The sequence below is a fragment of the Paraburkholderia sp. J7 genome (assembly GCF_905220155.1).
GTDB lineage: Bacteria > Pseudomonadota > Gammaproteobacteria > Burkholderiales > Burkholderiaceae > Paraburkholderia.
This window is the reverse complement of record NZ_CAJMYZ010000011.1, coordinates 130361-151613: the sequence shown is the minus strand read 5'-3', so window position 1 is coordinate 151613 and position 21253 is coordinate 130361. Positions and strand designations below refer to the sequence as shown.

Sequence of the window (21253 nt, the reverse complement as noted above, 5' to 3'; positions counted from 1 at the left end):
CTTTTTTACTTCGAACCCTGGTGGGCCCGCTTCGAGCTGGTTTGGCGCTTCTTGGCGCGCTTGATGTTGCCGCCTTGCGTGACGCGCTCATTACCCTTGACCGTCACTTTTTGCGACTTCGGCTTGCGCATCGGGTTGTCGCTGGCCTTGACGACCTTGACGACGCGCGGTGCGGCGCCGCGCTTGCCCGCTTCGCGAGCGCTCGGGACGTCGGCCGACGGGCGCGACACGGTGCCGCGGGCGCCGGCGCGCGCGGTCGTAGCCTTCGCCTTGGCTTCCTCGGGCTTGTAGATGACGAGCAGCTTGCCGATGTGCTGGATCGGGGCGGCGCTCAGGCGGTCGCAGATCTCTTCGTAGATCGCGAGGCGCTCTTCGCGTTCGTCACCGAACACGCGCACCTTGATAAGTTGGTGCGCGGCGAGGTGAACCTTGATTTCCTTGAGCACGGCGTCGGTCAGTCCCTCGGCGCCGATGAGTACGACCGGTTTGAGCGCGTGAGCCTGGGAGCGCAGTTCGGAGCGCTGTTCGGCGGAAAGAGTGAGGGCGGGCATGGGATGTGGCAGACTCGACTAAAATGACGGCGCCGCGCAGTTCGCCAGGCATGAATTGACAACCTGGCAGACGTGGATGCGGTCCGCGAGTAGCGGGCCGCCAGCGGGCAAAGCGCGTCGGAACAACGGAAAACCGTGGGGAACGGCAGGGCGCGGGCAAAAAAACGCCGGCGGAGGAAAGAACATCCGGCCAGGCGGGCCGCGACGGCCGCACGAATAAAACGCGTATTATCCGCTAAAAGCGCGGAATCACGCAGCAAGAGTTCATCTTTAATGGCAAAAAATCGCTTCAACCAGTCGTGGCTGCACGACCATATCAACGACCCGTACGTGAAAATGGCGCAGCGGGAGGGCTATCGCGCCCGCGCCGCGTACAAGCTCAAGGAAATCGACGAGCAGGACAAGCTGATCCGCCCCGGCATGGTGATCGTGGACCTCGGCGCCGCGCCCGGCAGCTGGAGCCAGTACGCGCGCAACAAGCTCGCACAAGGCACGAAGCGCGACGACCAGCGCGAAGGCGGTATCGACGGCACGATCATCGCGCTCGACCTCCTGCCCATGGAACCCATTTCGGACGTGCAGTTCCTGCAGGGTGACTTCCGCGAGGACGACGTGCTCGCGCAACTGGAAGAATTGGTGGGTGGGCGCCCAGTCGATCTTGTAATTTCGGACATGGCACCCAATCTCTCCGGGGTCGCGTCGGCAGACGCGGCGCGTATCGAACACGTGTGCGATCTCGCGCTCGAGTTTTCGCAGAATCATCTGAAACCCGATGGTGCCCTTTTAGTCAAATGTTTCCACGGCAGCGGCTACAGCCAGATCGTCGAGAAGTTCAAGGATCAGTTCAAGGTTGTGGCGGCGCGCAAGCCGAAGGCTTCGCGCGATAAATCGTCCGAAACGTTTATATTGGGCAAACATCTGAAGCGCCCCCGTTAAACGGGGCATGATTGCCGTGCAAAAGGCGCGAACTGACCGCACAATGGGCGCAAGAGGCGGGCAGGACAAGGCGCTCGGGCTATTCCTGCGGTAGCGAAACGTTATGGCAGGGGTCGGTGTACTGGATTAGAATGCTTTGGTGGTGTCGCAAGGCAAATGTAGGCGCCCATCTATGAGTGAAGGAGTGGTGCTTTGAACAACAACATGTTTTCGAAGGCAGCAGTGTGGCTGGTGATAGCACTGGTGCTGTTTACGGTGTTCAAGCAGTTCGACAAGCCCCGTGTCCAGGAAGGCGTCTCGTACTCGCAGTTCATGGACGACGCGAAGGCCGGCAAGGTCAAGAGTGTCGTGGTGCAGGGGCGGAACCTCACGGTCACTCCGGCTGACGGCCAGAAATACCAGATCGTCTCTCCGGGAGATATCTGGATGGTCGGCGACCTGATGAAATACGGCGTGCAGGTGAGCGGCAAGGCCGACGAAGAGCCGAATGCGCTCGTTTCGGCGTTGTACTACCTTGGACCGACGATACTGATCATCGTGTTCTGGTTCTACATGATGAGGCAGATGCAGGGGGGCGGCAAAGGCGGGGCGTTCTCCTTTGGTAAATCGCGCGCCCGCCTGATCGACGAGAACAACAACGCGGTCAACTTCTCCGACGTCGCAGGCTGCGACGAAGCCAAGGAAGAAGTGTCCGAACTCGTCGACTTCCTGCGCGATCCGCAGAAATTCCAGAAGCTGGGTGGGCGTATCCCGCGCGGCGTGCTGCTCGTTGGCCCTCCGGGTACGGGTAAGACGCTGCTTGCGCGCGCCATTGCCGGCGAAGCGAAGGTGCCGTTCTTCAGCATCTCGGGTTCGGACTTCGTGGAAATGTTCGTTGGCGTGGGCGCGGCCCGCGTGCGCGACATGTTCGAGCAGGCCAAGAAGCACGCGCCGTGTATCGTGTTCATCGACGAAATCGACGCGGTCGGCCGTCATCGTGGCGCCGGCATGGGCGGCGGCAACGACGAGCGCGAGCAGACGCTGAACCAGATGCTCGTCGAGATGGACGGCTTCGAGGCGAACTCGGGCGTCATCGTGATCGCGGCAACCAACCGTTCTGACGTGCTCGACAAGGCGCTGCTGCGTCCGGGCCGTTTCGACCGCCAGGTGTATGTGGGCCTGCCGGACATTCGGGGCCGCGAGCAGATCATGAAGGTGCACCTGCGCAAGGTGCCGATTGCCAACGACGTGGATGCAGCGGTGATCGCGCGTGGCACGCCGGGCTTTTCGGGTGCTGACCTCGCGAACCTCGTGAACGAAGCTGCGCTCTTCGCCGCGCGCCGCGGCAAGCGCATCGTCGAGATGCAGGACTTCGAAGACGCGAAGGACAAGATCTTCATGGGTCCGGAGCGCAAGTCGGCCGTGATCCGCGAAGAAGCGAAGCGCGCTACGGCGTACCACGAGTCGGGTCACGCGGTCATCGCGAAGCTGCTGCCGAAGGCGGACCCGGTGCACAAGGTCACGATCATTCCGCGCGGCCGTGCGCTGGGCGTGACGTGGCAGTTGCCTGAGCACGACAACGAAACGTATTCGAAGGACTACCTGCTGGATCGTCTGGCCATCCTGTTCGGCGGCCGCGTGGCGGAAGAGCTGTTCATGAACCTGATCAGCACGGGCGCCTCGGACGACTTCAACAAGGCGACGCAAACGGCTCGTGCCATGGTCACGCGCTTCGGCATGACCGACGCGATGGGACCGATGGTTTATGCCGACGACGACAACGACGGCGGCCCGTTCGGCAAGGGCTTCACGCGTGCGATCTCGGAAGCGACGCAGCAGAAGGTCGACGCGGAAATCCGCCGCGTGCTGGACGAGCAGTACAACCTCGCGAAGCGCCTGCTCGACGAGAACCGCGACAAGGTCGAAGCCATGACCGCGGCACTCATGGAGTGGGAAACGATCGACGCCGACCAGATCAACGACATCATGGCCGGCCGTCCGCCGCGCTCGCCGAAGAGCTCGCCGTCGCCGGGCGACACGTCCTCGGGCGGTAGCACGGGCACCGAGGTCAAACCCGGTAGCGCCACTGCACCGGCGTGATCCTTATCGAGTAAAGTTGCGGGCTGGTGTGATGTTCACATCGGCCCGTTTTGCATTTCTGGCGCGCCTGTGTGCCGCCGCATCTCGTTACACATCTGACGTTTCTTGACGTGCCCAACATCTCCTCGCAAGGTAGTCTCCCACCTGAACCGCTCGCGTGCGGCCGCTTCACGCTGACTTTCGAGCGTCCGCTCGTCATGGGCATCCTCAACGCCACGCCCGACTCGTTTTCCGACGGCGGCCGGTACATCGCTTTTGGCGACGCCGTGCGCCGCGCGGAGCAGATGATGCTCGACGGCGTCGATATCATCGACATTGGCGGTGAGTCGACGCGGCCGGGCGCACCGCCCGTGCCACTCGACGAGGAACTCGAGCGGGTGATTCCGCTGGTGGAAAAGCTCAAGGGCGCGAACGTGCCGCTCTCGATCGACACATACAAGCCCGAAGTCATGCGCGCGGCGCTTGCGGCAGGCGCAGACATGATCAACGACATCTGGGGTTTCCGGATGCCTGGCGCAATCGAAGCCGTGCGCGGCAGCGCATGCGGGCTGTGTGTGATGCACATGCACGGCGAGCCGCAGACCATGCAGGTCGGCGAGCCCGATTACGTGAACGTCGTGCGTGAGGTTCGTGAGTTTCTTGCCGGGCGTTGTGCCGAACTCGAAGCGGCGGGCTTGGCGAAGGCGCGCATTAGCGTGGATCCGGGCTTTGGTTTCGGCAAGTCGGTCGTGGAGCACAATTACGCACTGCTCGCGCATTTGTCCGAGACGGCGCCTGAGGTCGCGGCAGGTGGCGCGCCGTATCCGATCCTCGCCGGCATGTCGCGCAAGTCGATGCTCGGCGCACTCGTGAACCGGCCCGCGCCCGAACGTGTTGCGGCGAGCGTGGCGGCGGCGGTATGCGCGGCGGAACGCGGTGCGGCGATCATTCGCGTGCACGACGTCGCGCCCACTGTGGACGCGCTCAAGGTCTGGGCGGCGATGCGCGACGCGATGGCGGTCGGCGCATAGTCTGCGCGAGGGTCAGCGAGCGACCGCGCGACCAACTGTGCGACCAACTGCGCGATCAACTGCGCGATCAACTGCGCGATCGACCGGCGACGCTCTTTGCCACGAGATGCACAAACGCATCCGGGCGGCCAAAATACAGGACAAGGCAGCACCAAACCGAGGGATAGAAAGATGGGACGTCGTTATTTCGGAACTGATGGGGTGCGTGGCAAGGTCGGCGAGGCGCCGATCACGCCCGATTTCGTGCTTCGGCTAGGCTACGCGGCGGGCAAGGTGCTCGCCGGGTCGGCGGGGGTATCCGGGCCGCGCCCGTCCGTGCTGATCGGCAAGGACACGCGTATTTCGGGCTATATGCTCGAAGCTTCTCTGGAGGCGGGGCTGTCGGCCGCGGGTATCGACGTGATGCTGGCCGGGCCGATGACCACGCCCGGCATCGCCTATCTCACGCGTGCGCTGCGGCTTGCCGCGGGCGTCGTGATCAGCGCGTCGCACAATCCCTACTACGACAACGGCATCAAGTTCTTCTCCGCCGACGGCAACAAGCTCCCCGACGAGGTGGAGACGCAAATCGAGGAACAGCTCGAGCAGCCGCTCGCGTGCGCGCCGTCAGAGCAGCTCGGCCGCGCACGCCGCCTGCACGACGCGGGCGGTCGCTACATCGAGTTCTGCAAGAGCACGTTCCCGCAGGCGTTCAACCTGCGCGGCCTCAAGCTCGTGATCGACTGTGCCAACGGCGCGGGTTATGACATCGCGCCGCACGTGTTCCACGAACTGGGCGCGGACGTGATTCCGATCGGCGTGTCGCCGAACGGTTTCAACATTAACGACGGCGTGGGCGCGACCGCGCCCGACGCGCTCGTGCGCGCCGTGCGCGCGAATCACGCCGACCTCGGCATCGCGCTGGACGGCGACGCCGACCGGCTCCAGGTGGTGGACGCACAAGGCCGCCTCTACAACGGCGACGAACTGCTCTACGTGCTCGTGAAGGACCGCATTGCGACCGATGGCAAGGTGGAAGGGGCGGTCGGCACGCTCATGACCAATCTTGCGATCGAGCAGGCGCTCGAAGGCCTTGGTGTGCAGCTGGTGCGCGCGAACGTTGGCGACCGCTACGTGCTGGAGCAATTGCGCGAGCGCGGCTGGCAGCTCGGCGCCGAAGGCTCGGGTCACATTCTTTCGCTCGACCGTCACACGACCGGCGACGGCATCGTCTCGGCGTTGCTCGTGCTCGCGGCGATGAAGCGCAGCGGCAAGACGATCGCGCAACTGCTTGACGGCGTGAAGCTGTTTCCGCAGAAGCTCATCAACGTGCGCATCGCGCATGGCGCCGACTGGAAGGGCAATGCCGAGATCCAGCAGTCGATCGCTTCCGCCGAGGCGGAATTGAAGGGTAAGGGGCGCGTACTGATCCGCGCTTCGGGCACGGAGCCGGTGCTGCGCGTGATGGTCGAGGCTCGCGAGGAGCGCGACACGGTGCACTACGCCGAGGCGATCGCCAACGTGGTCAAGCGTTCGATCGCGTAATCGCCAGCGACAAGCCGATGAGCGTGATGGCGCAACCCGCCGTCACGCTCATTTTTTTGCGATTTTTTCGACGTCGAAGCGCAAGCAGGCAAACGTTTAAAACACTCACATAACCGTTTGCAAACTATTTTCGAGGAATTCCTCGAATTTTTTCATCGGACCCCGGGACGCCGTCCGAGCGCCCATCCGGCGGGCTTTTCAGCCACGGCCGCCCTTGCCGGCCATCGCGCGAGCGCAACTCGCAGACCGCCCAATACGCATATCCACGCGCCTTTCAGCCAGTAATCGTACTGTCACGTTTGCTTCATGAATCGTCACAGTACTGTCACAGAGACCCCCTAAGCTTCGCGGTGTCGTTCATCCGCTCACACACTGGAGGTCTCATGAAATTGATGCAAACCGCGCTCGCTGGCGTTGCTGGCGCGCTCTTCGCGATCGCAGCGCAGGCTGCTGACATCACTGGCGCGGGTAGCACCTTCGCAGCACCGATCTATACGAAATGGGCGGATGCCTATCAAAAGTCGGGCGGCGGCAAGGTGAATTACCAGGGCATTGGTTCGTCGGGTGGCATCAAGCAGATTCAAGCCAAGACCGTTGACTTCGCGGGCTCGGACGCGCCGCTGAAGGACGAAGATCTGGCCAAGGAAGGCCTGTTCCAGTTCCCGACGGTGGTCGGCGGCGTCGTGCCGGCGATCAACGTGCCGGGCGTGAAGGCCGGCGAAATCACGCTGTCGGGCCCGGTGCTCGGCGACATCTACCTCGGCAAGATCAAGAAGTGGAACGATCCGGCCATCGTCGCGCTGAACCCGAAGGTCAAGCTGCCTGACCTCGACATCGCCGTGGTCCGCCGCGCCGACGGTTCGGGCACCAGCTTCATCTGGACGAACTACCTCTCGAAGGTCAACCCCGAGTGGAAGAGCAAGGTCGGCGAAGGCACGACCGTGGCATGGCCGACGGGTACGGGCGGCAAGGGCAACGACGGCGTCGCCGCCTTCGTGCAGCGCCTGCCGGGCGCGATCGGCTACGTCGAGTGGGCGTACGCCAAGCAAAATCACATGGTCTACACTGCCATGAAGAACGAGTCGGGCGCTGTGGTTCAGCCGGACACCGAAACGTTCAAGGCAGCGGCCGCTGGCGCGGACTGGAAGAAGTCGTTCTACCAGATCCTCACGAACGAGCCGGGCAAGGACGCATGGCCGGTTGTCGGTGCGACCTTCGTGCTGCTGCACACGGCACAGGACAAGCCGGACCAGGGCAAGGAAACGCTCAAGTTCTTCGACTGGGCCTTCAAGAACGGCACGCCGGCTGCTGACAGCCTCGACTACATCTCGCTGCCGCCGTCGGTTGTGAGCGAAATCAAGTCGCAGTGGAAGGAGAAGGTCAAGGACGCGAGCGGCAAGCCGGTCGCTGAATAAGCCAGGCGTCAGGCAAGCGTAAAAAAGGCCGCCGCGTGACGCGCGCGGCCTGTTCGCTTGTGGCTTGCCTGATTCCGCGCTGTCCATGATGTGCCGCCCGCCTTCCGGCTCAGTCGTCAGTATTAACGGCCGGAAGGCGGGCGATCTGCAGTCCTACGGCTGCATCAACGTCGTGAGCTCCGAGCTCGCGGCAACTGGAACCCAGGTCACCATGTCCGACGTCCCGCTCGTGTCGAACCCGCCCGGCAACGCCGCGCAGCAAAAAGCGCCCAGCCCGGCAGGGGACATCATTTTTGGCGGCCTCGCGCGCCTCGCTGCCATCGTCACGCTGTTGCTGCTCGGCGGCATCATCGTGTCGTTGATCGTCGCCTCGTTGCCGACGATCCAGAAGTTCGGTTTCGCATTCCTCTGGACTGCCGACTGGGATCCACCCAGCGAGCAGTTCGGCGCGCTCGTGCCCATCTACGGCACGATCGCCACGTCGCTCATCGCGCTGATCATTGCCGTGCCCGTGAGCTTCGGCATCGCGCTCTTTCTCACCGAGCTTTCGCCCGCATGGCTGCGCCGTCCGCTCGGTATCGCCATCGAACTGCTCGCCGCGATCCCGTCGATCGTCTACGGCATGTGGGGTCTGCTCGTGTTCGCGCCGATCTTCGCGCAGTGGTTCGAAAAGCCGCTCGGCACGCTGCTGGGCGGCATGCCGATCGTCGGCGCGCTGTTCCAGGGCGCGCCTATCGGCATCGGCATTCTGTGCGCCGGCGTGATTCTCGCGATCATGATCATTCCGTATATCGCGTCGGTCATGCGCGACGTGTTCGAAGTCACGCCCGTGCTGCTCAAGGAGTCGGCCTACGGTATCGGCTGCACGACCTGGGAAGTGATGTGGAAGATCGTGCTGCCGTTCACCAAGACCGGCGTGATCGGCGGCGTGATGCTCGGCCTTGGCCGCGCGCTTGGCGAGACCATGGCCGTCACGTTCGTGATCGGCAATACGAACCTGCTCGACAACGTGTCGCTCTTTTCGCCGGGCAACAGCATCACCTCGGCGCTCGCCAACGAGTTCGCGGAAGCGAGCCCGGGCCTGCACACGGCCGCGCTGATGGAACTCGGCCTGATCCTCTTCGTGATTACGTTCATCGTGCTGTCGATCTCGAAGCTCATGTTGCTGCGCCTTGAAAAATCGGAGGGTGCGCGATGAGCGAACCGATGATGAAAATTCCGGGTGCGATTTACGGCCCCGAACTGGACCGCATGCGCGACAAGCTGCAGCGCCGCCGCCGCGTGACCAACGCGATCGCGCTCACGCTCTCGCTCGCCGCCATGGGGTTCGGCCTTCTGTGGCTCGTGTGGATTCTCTACACGACGATTTCGCTCGGCATCGGCGGTCTTTCGGTCGAGCTGTTCACGCAGTCCACGCCCCCGCCGAACACCGATGGCGGCGGTCTTCTGAACGCCATCGTCGGCAGCCTGCTGCTCGTTGTGATCGCAACGTTCGTCGGCACGCCGATCGGCATTCTCGCGGGCATCTATCTCGCGGAATACGGCCAGAAGGGCTGGCTTGCGAGCGTCACGCGCTTCATCAACGACATTCTGCTGTCGGCGCCCTCGATCGTCGTGGGCCTGTTCGTCTACGCACTCGTGGTCGCGAAGATGGGGCACTTCAGCGGTTGGGCCGGCGCGATTGCGCTTGCGCTGCTGCAGATCCCGATCGTGATCCGCACGACCGAGAACATGCTCAAGCTTGTGCCGAACGCGCTGCGCGAAGCGGCTTTCGCACTCGGCACGCCGAAGTGGAAGATGGTGCTCTCCATCACGCTGAAGGCGTCGATTGCCGGCATCGTGACGGGCGTGCTGCTCGCCATCGCCCGTATCGCCGGCGAAACCGCGCCGCTGCTCTTCACCGCGCTGTCGAACCAGTTCTTTAGCGCCGACATGAATCAACCGATCGCGAACCTGCCGGTCACGATCTTCAAGTTCGCGATGAGCCCGTTTGCGCAGTGGCAGTCGCTTGCGTGGGCCGGCGTTTTCCTGATCACGCTGGGCGTGCTGGGTCTGAATATCCTCGCGCGCACGGTCTTTTCGAAAAAGTAAGGGCGGAGTTCCCGATGAACATGGCTGAGAGTCACCTCAACACCGCTGCGCACGGCAATGCGCCCTCCGCTGGGTTTGAACCTGCGGATCCCGCCCAGAACGCACGCCTGCCGGCGCTGGGCAAGCCGAAGATCGAAGTGAAGGACCTGAACTTCTTCTACGGCAAGTACCACGCGCTGAAGAACATCAACCTGCAGATTCCCGAAGGCAAGGTGACGGCGTTCATCGGCCCGTCGGGCTGCGGCAAGTCCACGCTCCTGCGCACCTTCAACAAGATGTTCGCGCTCTATCCGGAGCAGCGCGCCGAAGGCGAGATCGTGATGGACGGCGAGAACCTGCTCGCGACCAAGCGCGATATTTCGCTGCTGCGCGCACGTATCGGCATGGTGTTCCAGAAGCCGACCCCGTTCCCGATGTCGATTTACGACAACATCGCGTTCGGCGTGAAGATGTTCGAGAAGCTCTCGCGCCCGGAAATGGACGATCGTGTGGAGTGGGCGCTCACCAAGGCCGCGCTCTGGAACGAAGTGAAGGACAAGCTCGGCCAGAGCGGCTACGGCCTCTCGGGCGGCCAGCAGCAGCGCCTGTGTATCGCGCGCGGTATCGCGATCCGCCCCGAAGTGCTGCTGCTCGACGAGCCGTGCTCGGCGCTCGACCCGATTTCCACGGGCCGTATCGAAGAGCTGATCGCGGAACTCAAGAGCGACTACACGGTGGTGATCGTCACCCATAACATGCAGCAGGCCGCGCGCTGCTCGGACTACACTGCATACATGTACCTGGGTGAGCTGATCGAGTTCGGCGACACCGAAAAGATCTTCATCAAGCCGGTCCGCAAGGAAACGGAAGACTACATTACCGGCCGCTTCGGCTGAGCGTTGCAGGGAGCAAATCATGTCCGACAAACACTTGTCCAGCCAGTTCGACGCCGATTTGAACCTCATTTCGTCGAAGGTGCTCGAAATGGGCGGCCTCGTCGAATCGCAGATCATCACGGCCATGCAGGCGCTCAACGAGTTCGACGGCGCCGCCGCCGAGCGCGTGATCGCCGCTGAAGACCGCCTCAACACGATGGAAGTCGAGATCGACGAAGAGTGCAGCAACATCATCGCGCGCCGCCAGCCGGCCGCGCGCGACCTGCGCCTCGTACTCGCCATTTCGAAGACCATCACGAACCTCGAGCGCGCCGGCGACGAAGCCGAAAAGATCGCCAAGCGCACGAAGCGCCTGATGGAAGACGGCGCCTCGCGCACCGTCAACATCGCCGAGATCAAGGTCTCGGGCGAGATGGCCGTGTCGATCCTGCGCCGCGCGCTCGACGCGTTCGCGCGCCTCGACACCGTGGCCGCCGCGCAGATCGTGCGCGACGACAAGGCGATCGACGAGGAATTCCGCGCGTTCGTGCGCAAGCTCGTGAGCTACATGATGGAAGATCCGCGCACGATCTCCGTGGGCCTCGACTATCTGTTCATCGCCAAGGCGATCGAGCGGATCGGCGACCACGCGAAGAACATCGCGGAATTCATCATTTACATCGTGAAGGGCACCGACGTGCGGCACAAGTCGCGCGACGCGCTCGAACGCGAAGCACTCAGCTAATCAACTCCACAGGTAACAAGGTCAAGAGGTGCCGATGCCTAGCAGCATTCTCGTCATCGAAGATGAGCCCGCTATTTCCGAGCTGATTTCGGTGAACCTGCAGCACGCAGGCCACTGCCCGATCCGCGCCTACAACGCGGAGCAGGCGCAGAACCTGATCAGCGACGTGCTGCCCGATCTCATCCTGCTCGACTGGATGTTGCCGGGCAAGTCGGGTGTGAATTTCGCGCGCGATCTGCGCAACAACGAGCGCACGAAGCATATTCCGATCATCATGCTGACCGCGCGTGGCGACGAGCAGGACAAGGTGCTCGGCCTCGAAATCGGCGCTGACGACTACGTGACGAAGCCGTTCTCGCCCAAGGAACTGATGGCGCGCATCAAGGCGGTGCTGCGCCGCCGCGCGCCGCAGCTCACGGAAGACGTGGTGGCGATCAACGGTCTGAAGCTCGATCCGGCCACGCACCGCGTCGCGGCCGCCGCCGAAGGCTCGGAAATCAAGCTCGACCTCGGCCCGACCGAGTTCCGCCTGCTGCACTTCTTCATGACGCATCCGGAGCGCGTGCACAGCCGCACGCAACTGCTCGACCAGGTGTGGGGCGATCACGTGTTCGTGGAAGAGCGCACCGTGGACGTGCATATCAAGCGTCTGCGCGCCGCGCTCAAGCCGGCAGGGTGCGATGCTATGATCGAAACGGTGCGCGGCAGCGGCTACCGTCTCGCCAAGAGCGCCTAAGCTGGGATAACGGCCGCGCCGCAGGGTGAGTCACCGGGCGGCGCGACCGCTTCACTGCCGCCGGCAATCGAGCGGCGGTAACAAGATGTCGCGTGCCCGCATCCGACCGTATTATTCTTCGATCGCAGGAACATGAACATCATCTGGGCGCGCTCCCTCGTATCGATCGTTTTGCTCGCGCTCATTTGCGCGGGTATTGGCGCGATTTTCGGCGTCAAGATCGCGCTGGGCATCGCCGTGCTGGCGCTGCTCGCGCAAATGCTCTTCAGCACGTTCCACAAGCAGCGTCTCTGGCGCCTGCTCGACGCTCCGGTCTACGGCGAAGTGCCGAGCGCTCCCGGCATCTGGGGCGAAATCTACTACCGTTTGCACAAGCTCGCGAAGCGCTGGCACGCCCAGGTGCGCCAGGTGGAGCAGCAGCACTCGCGTTTCATCCAGGCGATCCAGGCCTCGCCCAATGGCGTCGCCATGCTCGATGACCACGACCAGATCGAGTGGTGCAACGCGATCTCCGAAGTCCACTTCGGGCTCGACGCGAGACGCGACCTGCGCCAGCACATCACGCATCTCGTGCGGCAGCCCGACTTCGTGCGCTACCTCAATTCGCACGACTACAAGGACATGCTGATCATGCGCGGCATGGGCGCGAAGCGTCAGAACGTGATCTCGGTGCAGGTGTTTCCGTACGGCGAGAACCGCAAGCTCGTGCTTTCGCAGGACATCACCGAACTCGAGCGCACCGACGCCATGCGGCGCGACTTCGTGGCCAATGTCTCGCACGAGCTGAAAACGCCGATCACGGTGCTCTCGGGCTTTCTCGAGACGATGCGCGAACTGCCGCTTGGCGAAGCCGAGCGCAACCGCTACCTGGAGCTGATGGAGCAACAGGCCTCGCGCATGCGCCACATCGTCACCGACCTGCTTGTGCTCGCGAAACTGGAAGGCGAGGGGCGTCAGCCCGGCGACCATATGGTCGACATGCGCGCGGTGCTCGGACACGTGCGCGAGGACGCCGAAAGCCTTTCGGGCGGCCATCACCGCATCACCGCCGATTTCGACGACGGCCTGAGCGTTACCGGCTCCGAAACCGAGATCATGAGCGCGCTGGGCAATCTCGCGACCAATGCGGTGCGCTACACGCCGGACGGCGGCACGGTGCATCTGTCCTGGCGCGCGGAGCATGGCAGCGCGGTGTTTTCCGTCACCGACAGCGGCCTGGGCATTCCGGCCGCCGATATTCCGCGCCTCACCGAGCGCTTCTATCGCGTGGATCGCAGCCGCTCGCGCGACACGGGCGGCACGGGCCTGGGCCTGGCGATCGTCAAGCACGTGCTGCAGCGCCACGACGCGGCGCTCGAAGTGAAGAGCGAGGAAGGGCGGGGCAGCACGTTCACGGTGCGCTTCCCGACCGTGCGCACGACGAGAAGGCAGCCGGCGCCGGTGTGAAGATCTGCAGTTGCCATTGAAAAAGCCGCTTCATTCGAAGCGGCTTTTTTGCGTGCAGCGTGAGCGGCGCGGTCAGTGCATTACGGACAGAACTTCGCGAGCAAGCTCAACTGCGCATTGCGCACGGCCTTGCCCGCGCGGCGGCGGCGATAGTGGCCGTCGCTTTGCATGAGCCACGCCGATTGATTGTCGCCGAGGAACGTGGAAAGCCCTTCGGCGATCACGCGGCGCTTGAGCCTGCGGTCGTGAATCGGGAACGCCACTTCGACGCGGCGGAACAGGTTGCGATCCATCCAGTCCGCGCTCGACAAATAGACGTCTTCCTTGCCGCCCGCATAGAAGTAGTAAATGCGATGGTGCTCGAGGAAGCGCCCGACGATCGAGCGCACGGTGATGTTCTCGGAGAGCCCCGGCACGCCCGGCTGCAGCGAGCACACGCCACGGATGATCAGGTCGATCTTCACGCCGGCCTGCGATGCTTCGTACAACTCGTCGATGACGGTCGGCTCGAGCAGCGCGTTCATCTTCGCGACGATACGCGCCTTCTTTCCCGCACGCGCGGCGTCGGCTTCGTTGCGAATCGCCTCGATCATCTTCGGATGCAGCGTGAACGGCGATTGCCACAGATCATGCAGCTGCAGCTCGCCGCCGATGCCCGTGAGCTGCTGGAAGACGTGGTGCACGTCCTCGCACATCTTCGGCTCCGAGGTCATGAGGCCGAAGTCGGAGTAGAGGCGCGCCGTGCGAGGATGGTAATTGCCGGTGCCGAGGTGCACGTAGCGGCGCAGCACCATGCGGCCGTTCACGGGCACGCGGCGCACGATCAGCATCATCTTGGCGTGGCACTTGTGGCCGACTACGCCGTACACCACGTGCGCGCCCACGGCTTCGAGCTGCGCGGCCCAGTTGATGTTGGTCTCTTCGTCGAAGCGCGCGAGCAGTTCCACGACCACCGTCACTTCCTTGCCGTTGCGCGCGGCCTGCATGAGCGCGTCCATGAGCGGCGAGTCGGTGCCGGTGCGGTAGATCGTCTGCTTGATCGCGACCACGTTCGGATCGTTGGCGGCCTGCAGCAGCAGTTCCAGCACGGGCTGGAAGCTCTCGTACGGATGATGCAGAAGCACGTCGCCCTGATCGATCACGTCGAACATGTTGCTGTTCGCGGCGATGCGCTGCGGAATGGCGGGCACGTGCGGCACGAACTTGAGGTCGGGGCGATCGACCATCTCGGGCAACTGCATGAGGCGCACGAGATTCACGGGGCCATCGACGTAATAGCAGTCTTTTTCGTCGAGACCGCTTTCGTCGAGCAGGCGCTTCGCGAGATGCGGGGGCGTTTCCGCCGACACTTCGAGCCGCACCGCATTGCCCAGGTGCCGCGCTGGCAGTTCGCCCTGCAGCGCCACGCGCAGGTTGGTAATTTCGTCTTCGTCGACGAAGAGTTCGCTGTTGCGCGTGATGCGGAACTGGTTGCAGCTGCGCACGACGAGGCTCGGGAACAGCTCGCCCACGAAGCGCTGCAGCAGCGAGCCGAGCAGCACGAAGCCGTGCTGGAAGCCGGAAAGCTCCTGCGGCATGCGCACGAGGCGCGGCAGCGCGCGCGGCGCCTGCACGATGCCCATGACGGCCTGGCGCCCGAAGGCGTCCTTGCCTTCGAGTTCGACCACGAAGTTCAGACTCTTGTTGAGCACGCGCGGGAACGGGTGCGCGGGGTCGAGCCCGATGGGCGTGAGAACGGGCAGCAGTTCGTCGAAGAAGTATTTGCGCGCCCAGGCGGTTTGCGCTTCGTTCCAGGCGTCGGTGCCGTGGAAATAGATGCCTTCCTGTTCGAGCGCGGGCAGCACGGTGTCGTGCAGCATGCGGTACTGGCGATGCACGAGACGCTGCGCGCGTTCGACCACGAGGTCGTACACGTGCTGCAGCGACATGCCGTCGGGCGAGAGGACGCCCGGGTTGTCGCGCATCTGCTCCTGAAGCCCGGCCATGCGGACTTCGAAGAATTCGTCGAGGTTGCTGCTGGTGATGCAGATGAAGCGCAAGCGCTCCAGCAAAGGAACAGCGGGATCGGACGCCTGTGCGAGCACGCGCTCATTGAATCCCAGAATGCCCAGTTCGCGATTGAGTAGGGGATAGCGGATGGACATCGGCAATGAAAACGGAATGTCAGGGAGTGATTCGAACGGACGCTCGGAAATTCTCACAGTAATATGACTTTATTGTGACATTCGGTGTGTCATAAATTTTACGCCGCATTTTCACGAAATCGACAAGTCGCGTTGCGAACATGCACGCTGGGTAAAAGTACCCATGGTCATGACCAATGCGAGGAGCGACATGGTGAAGTCGGCTACGCTTAAAATGACGCATTTGGACAGTGCGGCGGCGGCGCAGCAAGCCCGCATGGCCGCGCGGTCGTCTCTGTATGCACGCATGGAGCCTGCCCCTTCGATGGTCACCAATCCCCACCTGCTTGCCGCCGTCGACCTCGGTTCGAACAGTTTTCGTCTGATCGTAGGCCGCGTCGAGGAAACCGACGCCGGCAGCCAGATCTACCCGGTGGATGCCCTGCGCGAACCCGTGCGGCTCGCGGCCGGCCTGTCGAAGGACAAGCTGCTCGACCGCGCCTCGCAGGTGCGTGGCTGGGACGCGCTCAAGCGCTTCGGCGAGCGGCTGCGCGACTTCCATCCCGACCAGGTGCGCGCGGTGGCGACCAATACGCTGCGCGTGGCCAAGAACTCGCGGGAATTCCTCACCGAGGCGGAAGCGGCGCTCGGCTTCCCGATCGAAGTGATCGCGGGCCGCGAAGAAGCGCGTCTCATCTACGCGGGCGCCGCGCACTCGGTGCCGGCGAGCGCCGGCAAGCGCTTCGTGGTGGACATCGGTGGCGGCTCGACCGAGTTCATCATCGGCGCGCACTATACGCCGATCCGCATGGAAAGCCTCTATATCGGCTGCGTGAGCCATAGCCGCCAGTTCTTCCCCTCGGGCAACGTCGACGAGTACACCATGCGCCAGGCCGAACTCGCGGCCACGCGCGAAATCCAGATCATTTCCGCCGACTACCGCAAGACCGGCTGGGACCAGGCGATCGGCTCGTCGGGCACGGCGCGCGCGCTCGCGGAACTCGTCGAGGCGAACGGCTTCAACGATCCCGGCATCACGCACGGTATTTCGCGCGGCGGGCTCGAGCGCCTGAAGCGCGCGCTCATCAAGGCCGAGAACGTGAACCGGCTCAAGCTTGTCGCGCTCAAGCCCGACCGCATTCCCGTGCTGGCGGGCGGCCTCTCGATCATGATCGCGGTGTTCGAGGAGCTGGGCATCGACTACGTCGACACCACGGACGGCGCGCTGCGCCTGGGCGTGCTCTACGACCTGCTGGGCCGCTCGCAGCACGAGGACATGCGCACGGTCACGGTGGAAGGCTTCATGCGCCGCTACGGCGTGGATCGCGCGCAGGCGGGGCGTATCGGCGAGCTGGCCGTGAAGTTCTACGACCAGTTCGAGGAGCCCGACGAGGAGCGCCGCGAAGAGAACCGCATGTTCCTCACGTGGGCTGCGTCGCTGCACGAAATCGGTCTGTCCATTTCGCACAGCGCGTATCACAAGCACTCGGCCTACATCGCCAGCAACGCGGACATGCCCGGCTTCTCGCGCACCGACCAGGCGCGCCTTGCCGCGCTCGTGCTCGGCCACGTGGGCAAGCTCGGCAAGCTCTCGCAAACGCGCGATGTGGAGTGGCCGCTGCTGTTCTGCCTGCGTCTGGCCGCACTGCTCACGCGGCGCCGCGCCGACGTCGGTCTGCCGCACATCACGGTGGAGCAGGAGGGCAACGGCTACGAAGTGCTGCTGCCCAATGCGTGGGTCCAGAACAATCCGCTCACCGATTACAACCTCGTTCAGGAAGCGGCGGAATGGGGCAAGATCGGCATTCCGTATCGCGTGGTGTATACGGAGGAGTGAGCGCTGCGCGCTTCGCTGGTAAAAAAAGCCCGGCTCACCAATGAGCCGGGCTTTTTTTCGCCCGCTGTGTTCGCCCGCTGAAGGGCGAATGGGGACTTAGCGCGTGACGGCTTCGCCGAGGAAGTGGCGCGCGTAACGCTCGTTGATCTCCGAAAGGCGGAAGAGCGTGAGGAAGTCGGCGGTGTTGAAGTCGGGGTCCCAGGCGGGCGCCCCGCAGATCTTCGCGCCGAGGCGCAGATAGCCCTTGATGAGCGGCGGCGGCACGGCGGGGGCGCCGGTGCGCAGTTCCTCGACGGGCAGCGGCGTGTGCGGGAACGCGCGATATTCAGGGGCGGTCAGTGCGTTCGCGCCGAGCGCGCAGTACAGGTTCGCCGCGTAGTGGCCGCCGTCGGCCATGGCGACGCTCGCACAGCCGAGCATCGTCTCGTAGCCGTTGTGCTGCATATAGCCGCCCAGACCGCCCCACAGCGACATGATGACCGAGCCGCTGCGGTAGTCGGGGTGCACGCACGAGCGGCCCACTTCGACCATTTTCGGGCGCAGGTGCGCAAGACGCGAGACGTCGAATTCGCTTTCGGCATAGAGGCGGCCGATGCGCGCCGCCTGGTGCGGCGGCAGCACGCGGTAAGTGCCGACGACCTTGAGCGTGTCGAGGTCGCGCACGAGCAGGTGGTCGCAGTACGAGTCGAAGGCGTCGACGTCGAGACCGGCGGGGCCGGTCAGGCGTGCGCCCATTTCTTCTGCGAACACGCGGTAGCGCAGACGCTGGGCCTCGCGCAGTTCCTCGTCGGTGCGAGCCCAGGCTACCTGCAGCCGATGCTGCGCGGTGACCGTTTCTTCGGCACGCGGCAAGCGTCGGTTCGACTCGAACAACGTCGAGGCGAATGGCAGGGAGGGCGTCGGCAGATCTCGCATGGGGCGTCCTGGTCGGAAGTAAGAGAACTTTTCCGGCAATTTAGTAATACGCGGTTACGTTTCCATGAAAACGCAATGACGATTCGATGACGTGGTGTAAGGCAGACGGACGAGGTCGCCGGATGGGCGGGGCGGCGGGCGCGGTTTAACCGCTGTAGGGCCGCCTGCAGGCGGCCCGGTGGGGCAGGTGGAGGCGGGCGGAGGACTAGACGAGTTCGGGCGTGATGGCCGCGTGCAGGACGGCCTGATCGTCGCCGTTGCGGTCGCGGCTGGCGAGCCAAAGCACACCGGCTTTCTTCACGGCCCAGCTGCGCGAGTCGGTGTCACCCGAGAGCAGGCGCGCCGCGACCTCGCCGAGCGTGGGCTGATGGCCGACCACCACGACCGTGGACGAGAGGCCCTTGGGCCAGCCCACGGCGGTGAGTACCTGCTCGACGCTCGCATCGGGCGCGAGTTCGCGCACGACGCGATATTGATCGGTGAGCGCCTCGGCGGTCTGGATGGTGCGCGCGGCGGGGCTGGCGAGGATCACGGCGTCGTCGGGCAGGCGCGCGCGCAGCCACCGCGCGACGTTCTGCGCCTGCTTGCGCCCGCGCGTGGTGAGCTGGCGGGCGAGGTCGCTGGCGGCGATATCTTCGGCTTCGGCGTGGCGCCAGAGGATGAGGTGCATGGCGTCTCCTTTTGTTAGCTCATTGGCTCATTGGGTGCATGTGCGGCGTGTGCTCACATGGTGCACGCCCCGCTGCTGAGCGGCAAGCGCGTGATGCGGATCGCATTTCGTCTCGCTTTTTTCGCTGTGTCGTACGCGGATTTGACGGCGTAGGGGCACTACCGCTACAATCTCTGATTCGTCGGAGCGTAGCGCAGCCTGGTAGCGCATCTGATTTGGGATCAGAGGGTCGTAGGTTCGAATCCTATCGCTCCGACCAGCAATACCGAGGGGTTACACGCCATTGGCCTGTAGCCCCTTTTCTTTTTCCTCACATCGCTTGGCTTGCGTTTCGTCGTACGGCCGCGTTCCATTTGAAAAGCCGCCGAGCTTATAAAATACGGATCGGCCACACTTCCCGTGGCGATCGCACCCTGGCAGCCATGTTACGTTTATCCGAAGTCAAACTCCCCCTCGACCACGCCGAAAGCGATCTTGAAGCCGCGATTCGGGGACGCCTCGCGGAACTTGGCGTAGCGGCAGACGCGCTCGTCCGCTACACCGTCTTCCGCCGTGCGCACGATGCACGCAAGCGCTCGGATATCAAGCTGACCTATATCGTCGACATCGAAGTCAAGGACGAGGCGAAGGTGCTCAAGCGGATCGCCGGCAAGCCGCATTGCGGGGCGACGCCGGACATGACCTACCGCTTTGTCGCGAAGGCGCCGGAGCACTCGACGCGCCCCCGCCCGGTGGTGATCGGCATGGGGCCGTGCGGGCTGTTCGCAGGACTGATCCTCGCGCAGATGGGTTTTCGTCCCATCATCCTCGAGCGCGGCAAAGCCGTGCGCGAGCGCACCAAGGACACTTTCGGCCTGTGGCGCAAGTCCGTGCTCAACCCTGAATCGAACGTGCAGTTCGGCGAAGGCGGGGCGGGGACGTTTTCCGACGGCAAGCTCTACAGCCAGATCAAGGATCCGAACCACTACGGCCGCAAGGTGCTCGAGGAGTTCGTCAAGGCCGGCGCGCCGGAAGACATCCTGTATCTGAGCCGGCCGCACATCGGCACGTTCCGGCTCGTGAGCATGGTGGAAAAGATGCGCGCCACCATCCACGAACTGGGCGGCGAAGTGCGCTTCGAAACGCGCGTCGAAGACATCGAGATCGAGCAGGGCAAGGTGCGCGCGCTCAAGCTCTCGAACGGCGAGACGCTGCCGTGCGACCACGTCGTGCTGGCGGTTGGCCACAGCGCGCGCGACACGTTCCAGATGCTGCACGATCGCGGCGTGTTCATGGAAGCGAAGCCGTTTTCGCTGGGTTTTCGCATCGAGCACCCGCAGGGGGTGATCGATCGCAGCCGTTTCGGCAAGTTTGCGGGCCACAAGGAGCTTGGCGCGGCCGACTACAAGGTGGTGCATCACGCGAACAATGGCCGCTCGGTCTATAGCTTCTGCATGTGCCCCGGCGGCACGGTGGTCGCGGCGACCTCCGAACCCGGCCGCGTGGTCACCAACGGCATGAGCCAGTATTCGCGGGCCGAGCGCAACGCGAATGCGGGCATCGTCGTCGGCATCACGCCGGAGGATTATCCAGGCGGCCCGCTTGCGGGCATCGCGTTCCAGCGCAAGTGGGAAGAGCGGGCGTTCGAGCTCGGCGGCGGCAATTACCAGGCGCCGGGGCAACTCGTGGGCGACTTTATCGCCGGGCGGCCGTCGACGTCGCTGGGCTCCGTGGTGCCGTCCTACAAGCCGGGCGTGCATCCGACCGATCTCAGCACCGCGCTGCCCGACTATGTGATCGAGGCCATCCGTGAAGCCCTTCCGCAGATCGATAAGAAGCTCGCAGGCTTCGCGATGCACGATGCGGTGCTCACGGGCGTCGAGACGCGCACATCGTCGCCGCTGCGGATTCGTCGCAAGGACGATTACCAGAGCGTGAACGTCGCAGGTCTGTATCCGGCCGGCGAAGGCGCCGGGTATGCCGGCGGCATCTACTCGGCGGCCATCGACGGCATCGAGGTGGCGCAAGCCGTGGCGCTCAGTCTGACATCGGCGCACGCCTCCTGATAGCGGAAAACGACGGGCGGGATGCGTCGGCGCGTCTCGCAGTTCGTCTTCCAGTTCGTCCCTCAGTGTTCCCCCTCAGCGCGCCCTTCAGCGTGCGCGCTACTCGCCTGTCTTAAGCGGCGTTTGCCCCGGACGTAAGCCCCAGCGTCCGGGAGTAATCAATCCCCCATTTCCCGCCTTCCTCCAATCCCATAAAATACTGTATAAATATACAGGTGGAGGCGAACCGACCTCCTGCTTGCCGATGCCCCATTTCCTGCCGGGCAGGGCGGAGCG

Annotated in this window: 17 protein-coding genes and 1 tRNA gene; 14 read left to right on the top strand and 4 right to left on the bottom strand. The window is 63.9% G+C overall.

Annotation, left to right across the window (positions count from 1 at the left end; translation table 11 throughout):
- Nucleotides 1–5: 5 nt before the first annotated feature.
- The gene (locus tag U5A58_RS19310) at nt 6–551 is read right to left on the bottom strand and encodes a YhbY family RNA-binding protein (RefSeq protein WP_321912455.1); all 546 of its coding nucleotides are present in this window, start codon (nt 549–551) and stop codon (nt 6–8) included.
- A 273-nt stretch (nt 552–824) separates the two neighbouring features.
- On the opposite strand from U5A58_RS19310, the gene U5A58_RS19305 reads away from it, so the two are divergent.
- The 11 genes from U5A58_RS19305 to phoR all read left to right on the top strand — a co-directional run bounded on the left by U5A58_RS19305 (nt 825) and on the right by phoR (nt 13387).
- A complete protein-coding gene (locus U5A58_RS19305) occupies nt 825–1487 on the top strand; it encodes an RlmE family RNA methyltransferase (RefSeq protein WP_321912454.1) in 663 nt (220 codons plus the stop codon).
- A gap of 192 nt (nt 1488–1679) precedes the next feature.
- On the top strand, nt 1680–3566 hold the full coding sequence (ftsH, locus tag U5A58_RS19300) for an ATP-dependent zinc metalloprotease FtsH (protein ID WP_321936087.1): 1887 nt from the start codon (nt 1680–1682) through the stop codon (nt 3564–3566).
- 119 nt (nt 3567–3685) lie between these two features.
- Nucleotides 3686–4576, top strand: a complete 891-nt coding sequence (gene folP / locus U5A58_RS19295) for a dihydropteroate synthase (RefSeq protein WP_321962712.1) — start codon at nt 3686–3688, stop codon at nt 4574–4576.
- 171 nt (nt 4577–4747) lie between these two features.
- Nucleotides 4748–6100 carry a phosphoglucosamine mutase gene (gene glmM, locus U5A58_RS19290; RefSeq protein ID WP_321912451.1) on the top strand — a complete coding sequence of 451 codons (1353 nt, stop codon included), beginning with the start codon at nt 4748–4750 and terminating at the stop codon, nt 6098–6100.
- Between the two features lie 383 nt (nt 6101–6483).
- Nucleotides 6484–7515 carry a phosphate ABC transporter substrate-binding protein PstS gene (gene pstS / locus U5A58_RS19285; protein WP_321912449.1) on the top strand — a complete coding sequence of 344 codons (1032 nt, stop codon included), beginning with the start codon at nt 6484–6486 and terminating at the stop codon, nt 7513–7515.
- A gap of 211 nt (nt 7516–7726) precedes the next feature.
- Entirely contained in the window at nt 7727–8713 is a 987-nt protein-coding gene (gene pstC, locus U5A58_RS19280) for a phosphate ABC transporter permease PstC (RefSeq protein WP_158758209.1), read from the top strand.
- Nucleotides 8710–9606 (top strand): phosphate ABC transporter permease PstA, encoded by an 897-nt coding sequence (gene pstA / locus U5A58_RS19275; RefSeq protein ID WP_321912447.1) that lies wholly within the window; start codon nt 8710–8712, stop codon nt 9604–9606. Before pstC ends, pstA begins: the two co-directional genes overlap by 4 nt.
- 20 nt (nt 9607–9626) lie before the next feature.
- The gene (pstB, locus tag U5A58_RS19270) at nt 9627–10481 is read left to right on the top strand and encodes a phosphate ABC transporter ATP-binding protein PstB (RefSeq protein WP_407671808.1); all 855 of its coding nucleotides are present in this window, start codon (nt 9627–9629) and stop codon (nt 10479–10481) included.
- Nucleotides 10482–10500: 19 nt separating this feature from the next.
- Nucleotides 10501–11205 (top strand): phosphate signaling complex protein PhoU, encoded by a 705-nt coding sequence (phoU, locus tag U5A58_RS19265; protein WP_321912443.1) that lies wholly within the window; start codon nt 10501–10503, stop codon nt 11203–11205.
- 34 nt (nt 11206–11239) lie between these two features.
- Complete coding sequence (phoB, locus tag U5A58_RS19260; RefSeq protein ID WP_042261377.1) at nt 11240–11941, top strand: phosphate regulon transcriptional regulator PhoB; 702 nt, start codon at nt 11240–11242, stop codon at nt 11939–11941.
- Nucleotides 11942–12073: 132 nt separating this feature from the next.
- Nucleotides 12074–13387: a phosphate regulon sensor histidine kinase PhoR gene (gene phoR / locus U5A58_RS19255; protein WP_321962635.1), complete on the top strand. Its 1314-nt coding sequence runs from the start codon at nt 12074–12076 to the stop codon at nt 13385–13387.
- Between the two features lie 80 nt (nt 13388–13467).
- On the opposite strand, the gene ppk1 is transcribed toward phoR, so the two are convergent.
- Nucleotides 13468–15531 (bottom strand): polyphosphate kinase 1, encoded by a 2064-nt coding sequence (ppk1, locus tag U5A58_RS19250; protein ID WP_321962634.1) that lies wholly within the window; start codon nt 15529–15531, stop codon nt 13468–13470.
- A gap of 214 nt (nt 15532–15745) precedes the next feature.
- Between ppk1 and ppx the strand changes: the two genes are divergently transcribed.
- Nucleotides 15746–17347, top strand: a complete 1602-nt coding sequence (gene ppx, locus U5A58_RS19245; RefSeq protein WP_415774255.1) for an exopolyphosphatase — start codon at nt 15746–15748, stop codon at nt 17345–17347.
- Between the two features lie 96 nt (nt 17348–17443).
- Here the strand turns inward: ppx and U5A58_RS19240 are convergent, their stop codons facing one another.
- Nucleotides 17444–18262 carry a GNAT family N-acetyltransferase gene (locus U5A58_RS19240; RefSeq protein WP_321912437.1) on the bottom strand — a complete coding sequence of 273 codons (819 nt, stop codon included), beginning with the start codon at nt 18260–18262 and terminating at the stop codon, nt 17444–17446.
- 205 nt (nt 18263–18467) lie between these two features.
- Complete coding sequence (sixA, locus tag U5A58_RS19235; RefSeq protein ID WP_321962632.1) at nt 18468–18932, bottom strand: phosphohistidine phosphatase SixA; 465 nt, start codon at nt 18930–18932, stop codon at nt 18468–18470.
- Between the two features lie 182 nt (nt 18933–19114).
- On the opposite strand from sixA, the gene U5A58_RS19230 reads away from it, so the two are divergent.
- Nucleotides 19115–19191 (top strand) — tRNA-Pro (locus tag U5A58_RS19230).
- A gap of 163 nt (nt 19192–19354) precedes the next feature.
- On the top strand, nt 19355–20977 hold the full coding sequence (locus U5A58_RS19225) for an NAD(P)/FAD-dependent oxidoreductase (protein WP_321962631.1): 1623 nt from the start codon (nt 19355–19357) through the stop codon (nt 20975–20977).
- Nucleotides 20978–21253 lie beyond the last annotated feature (276 nt).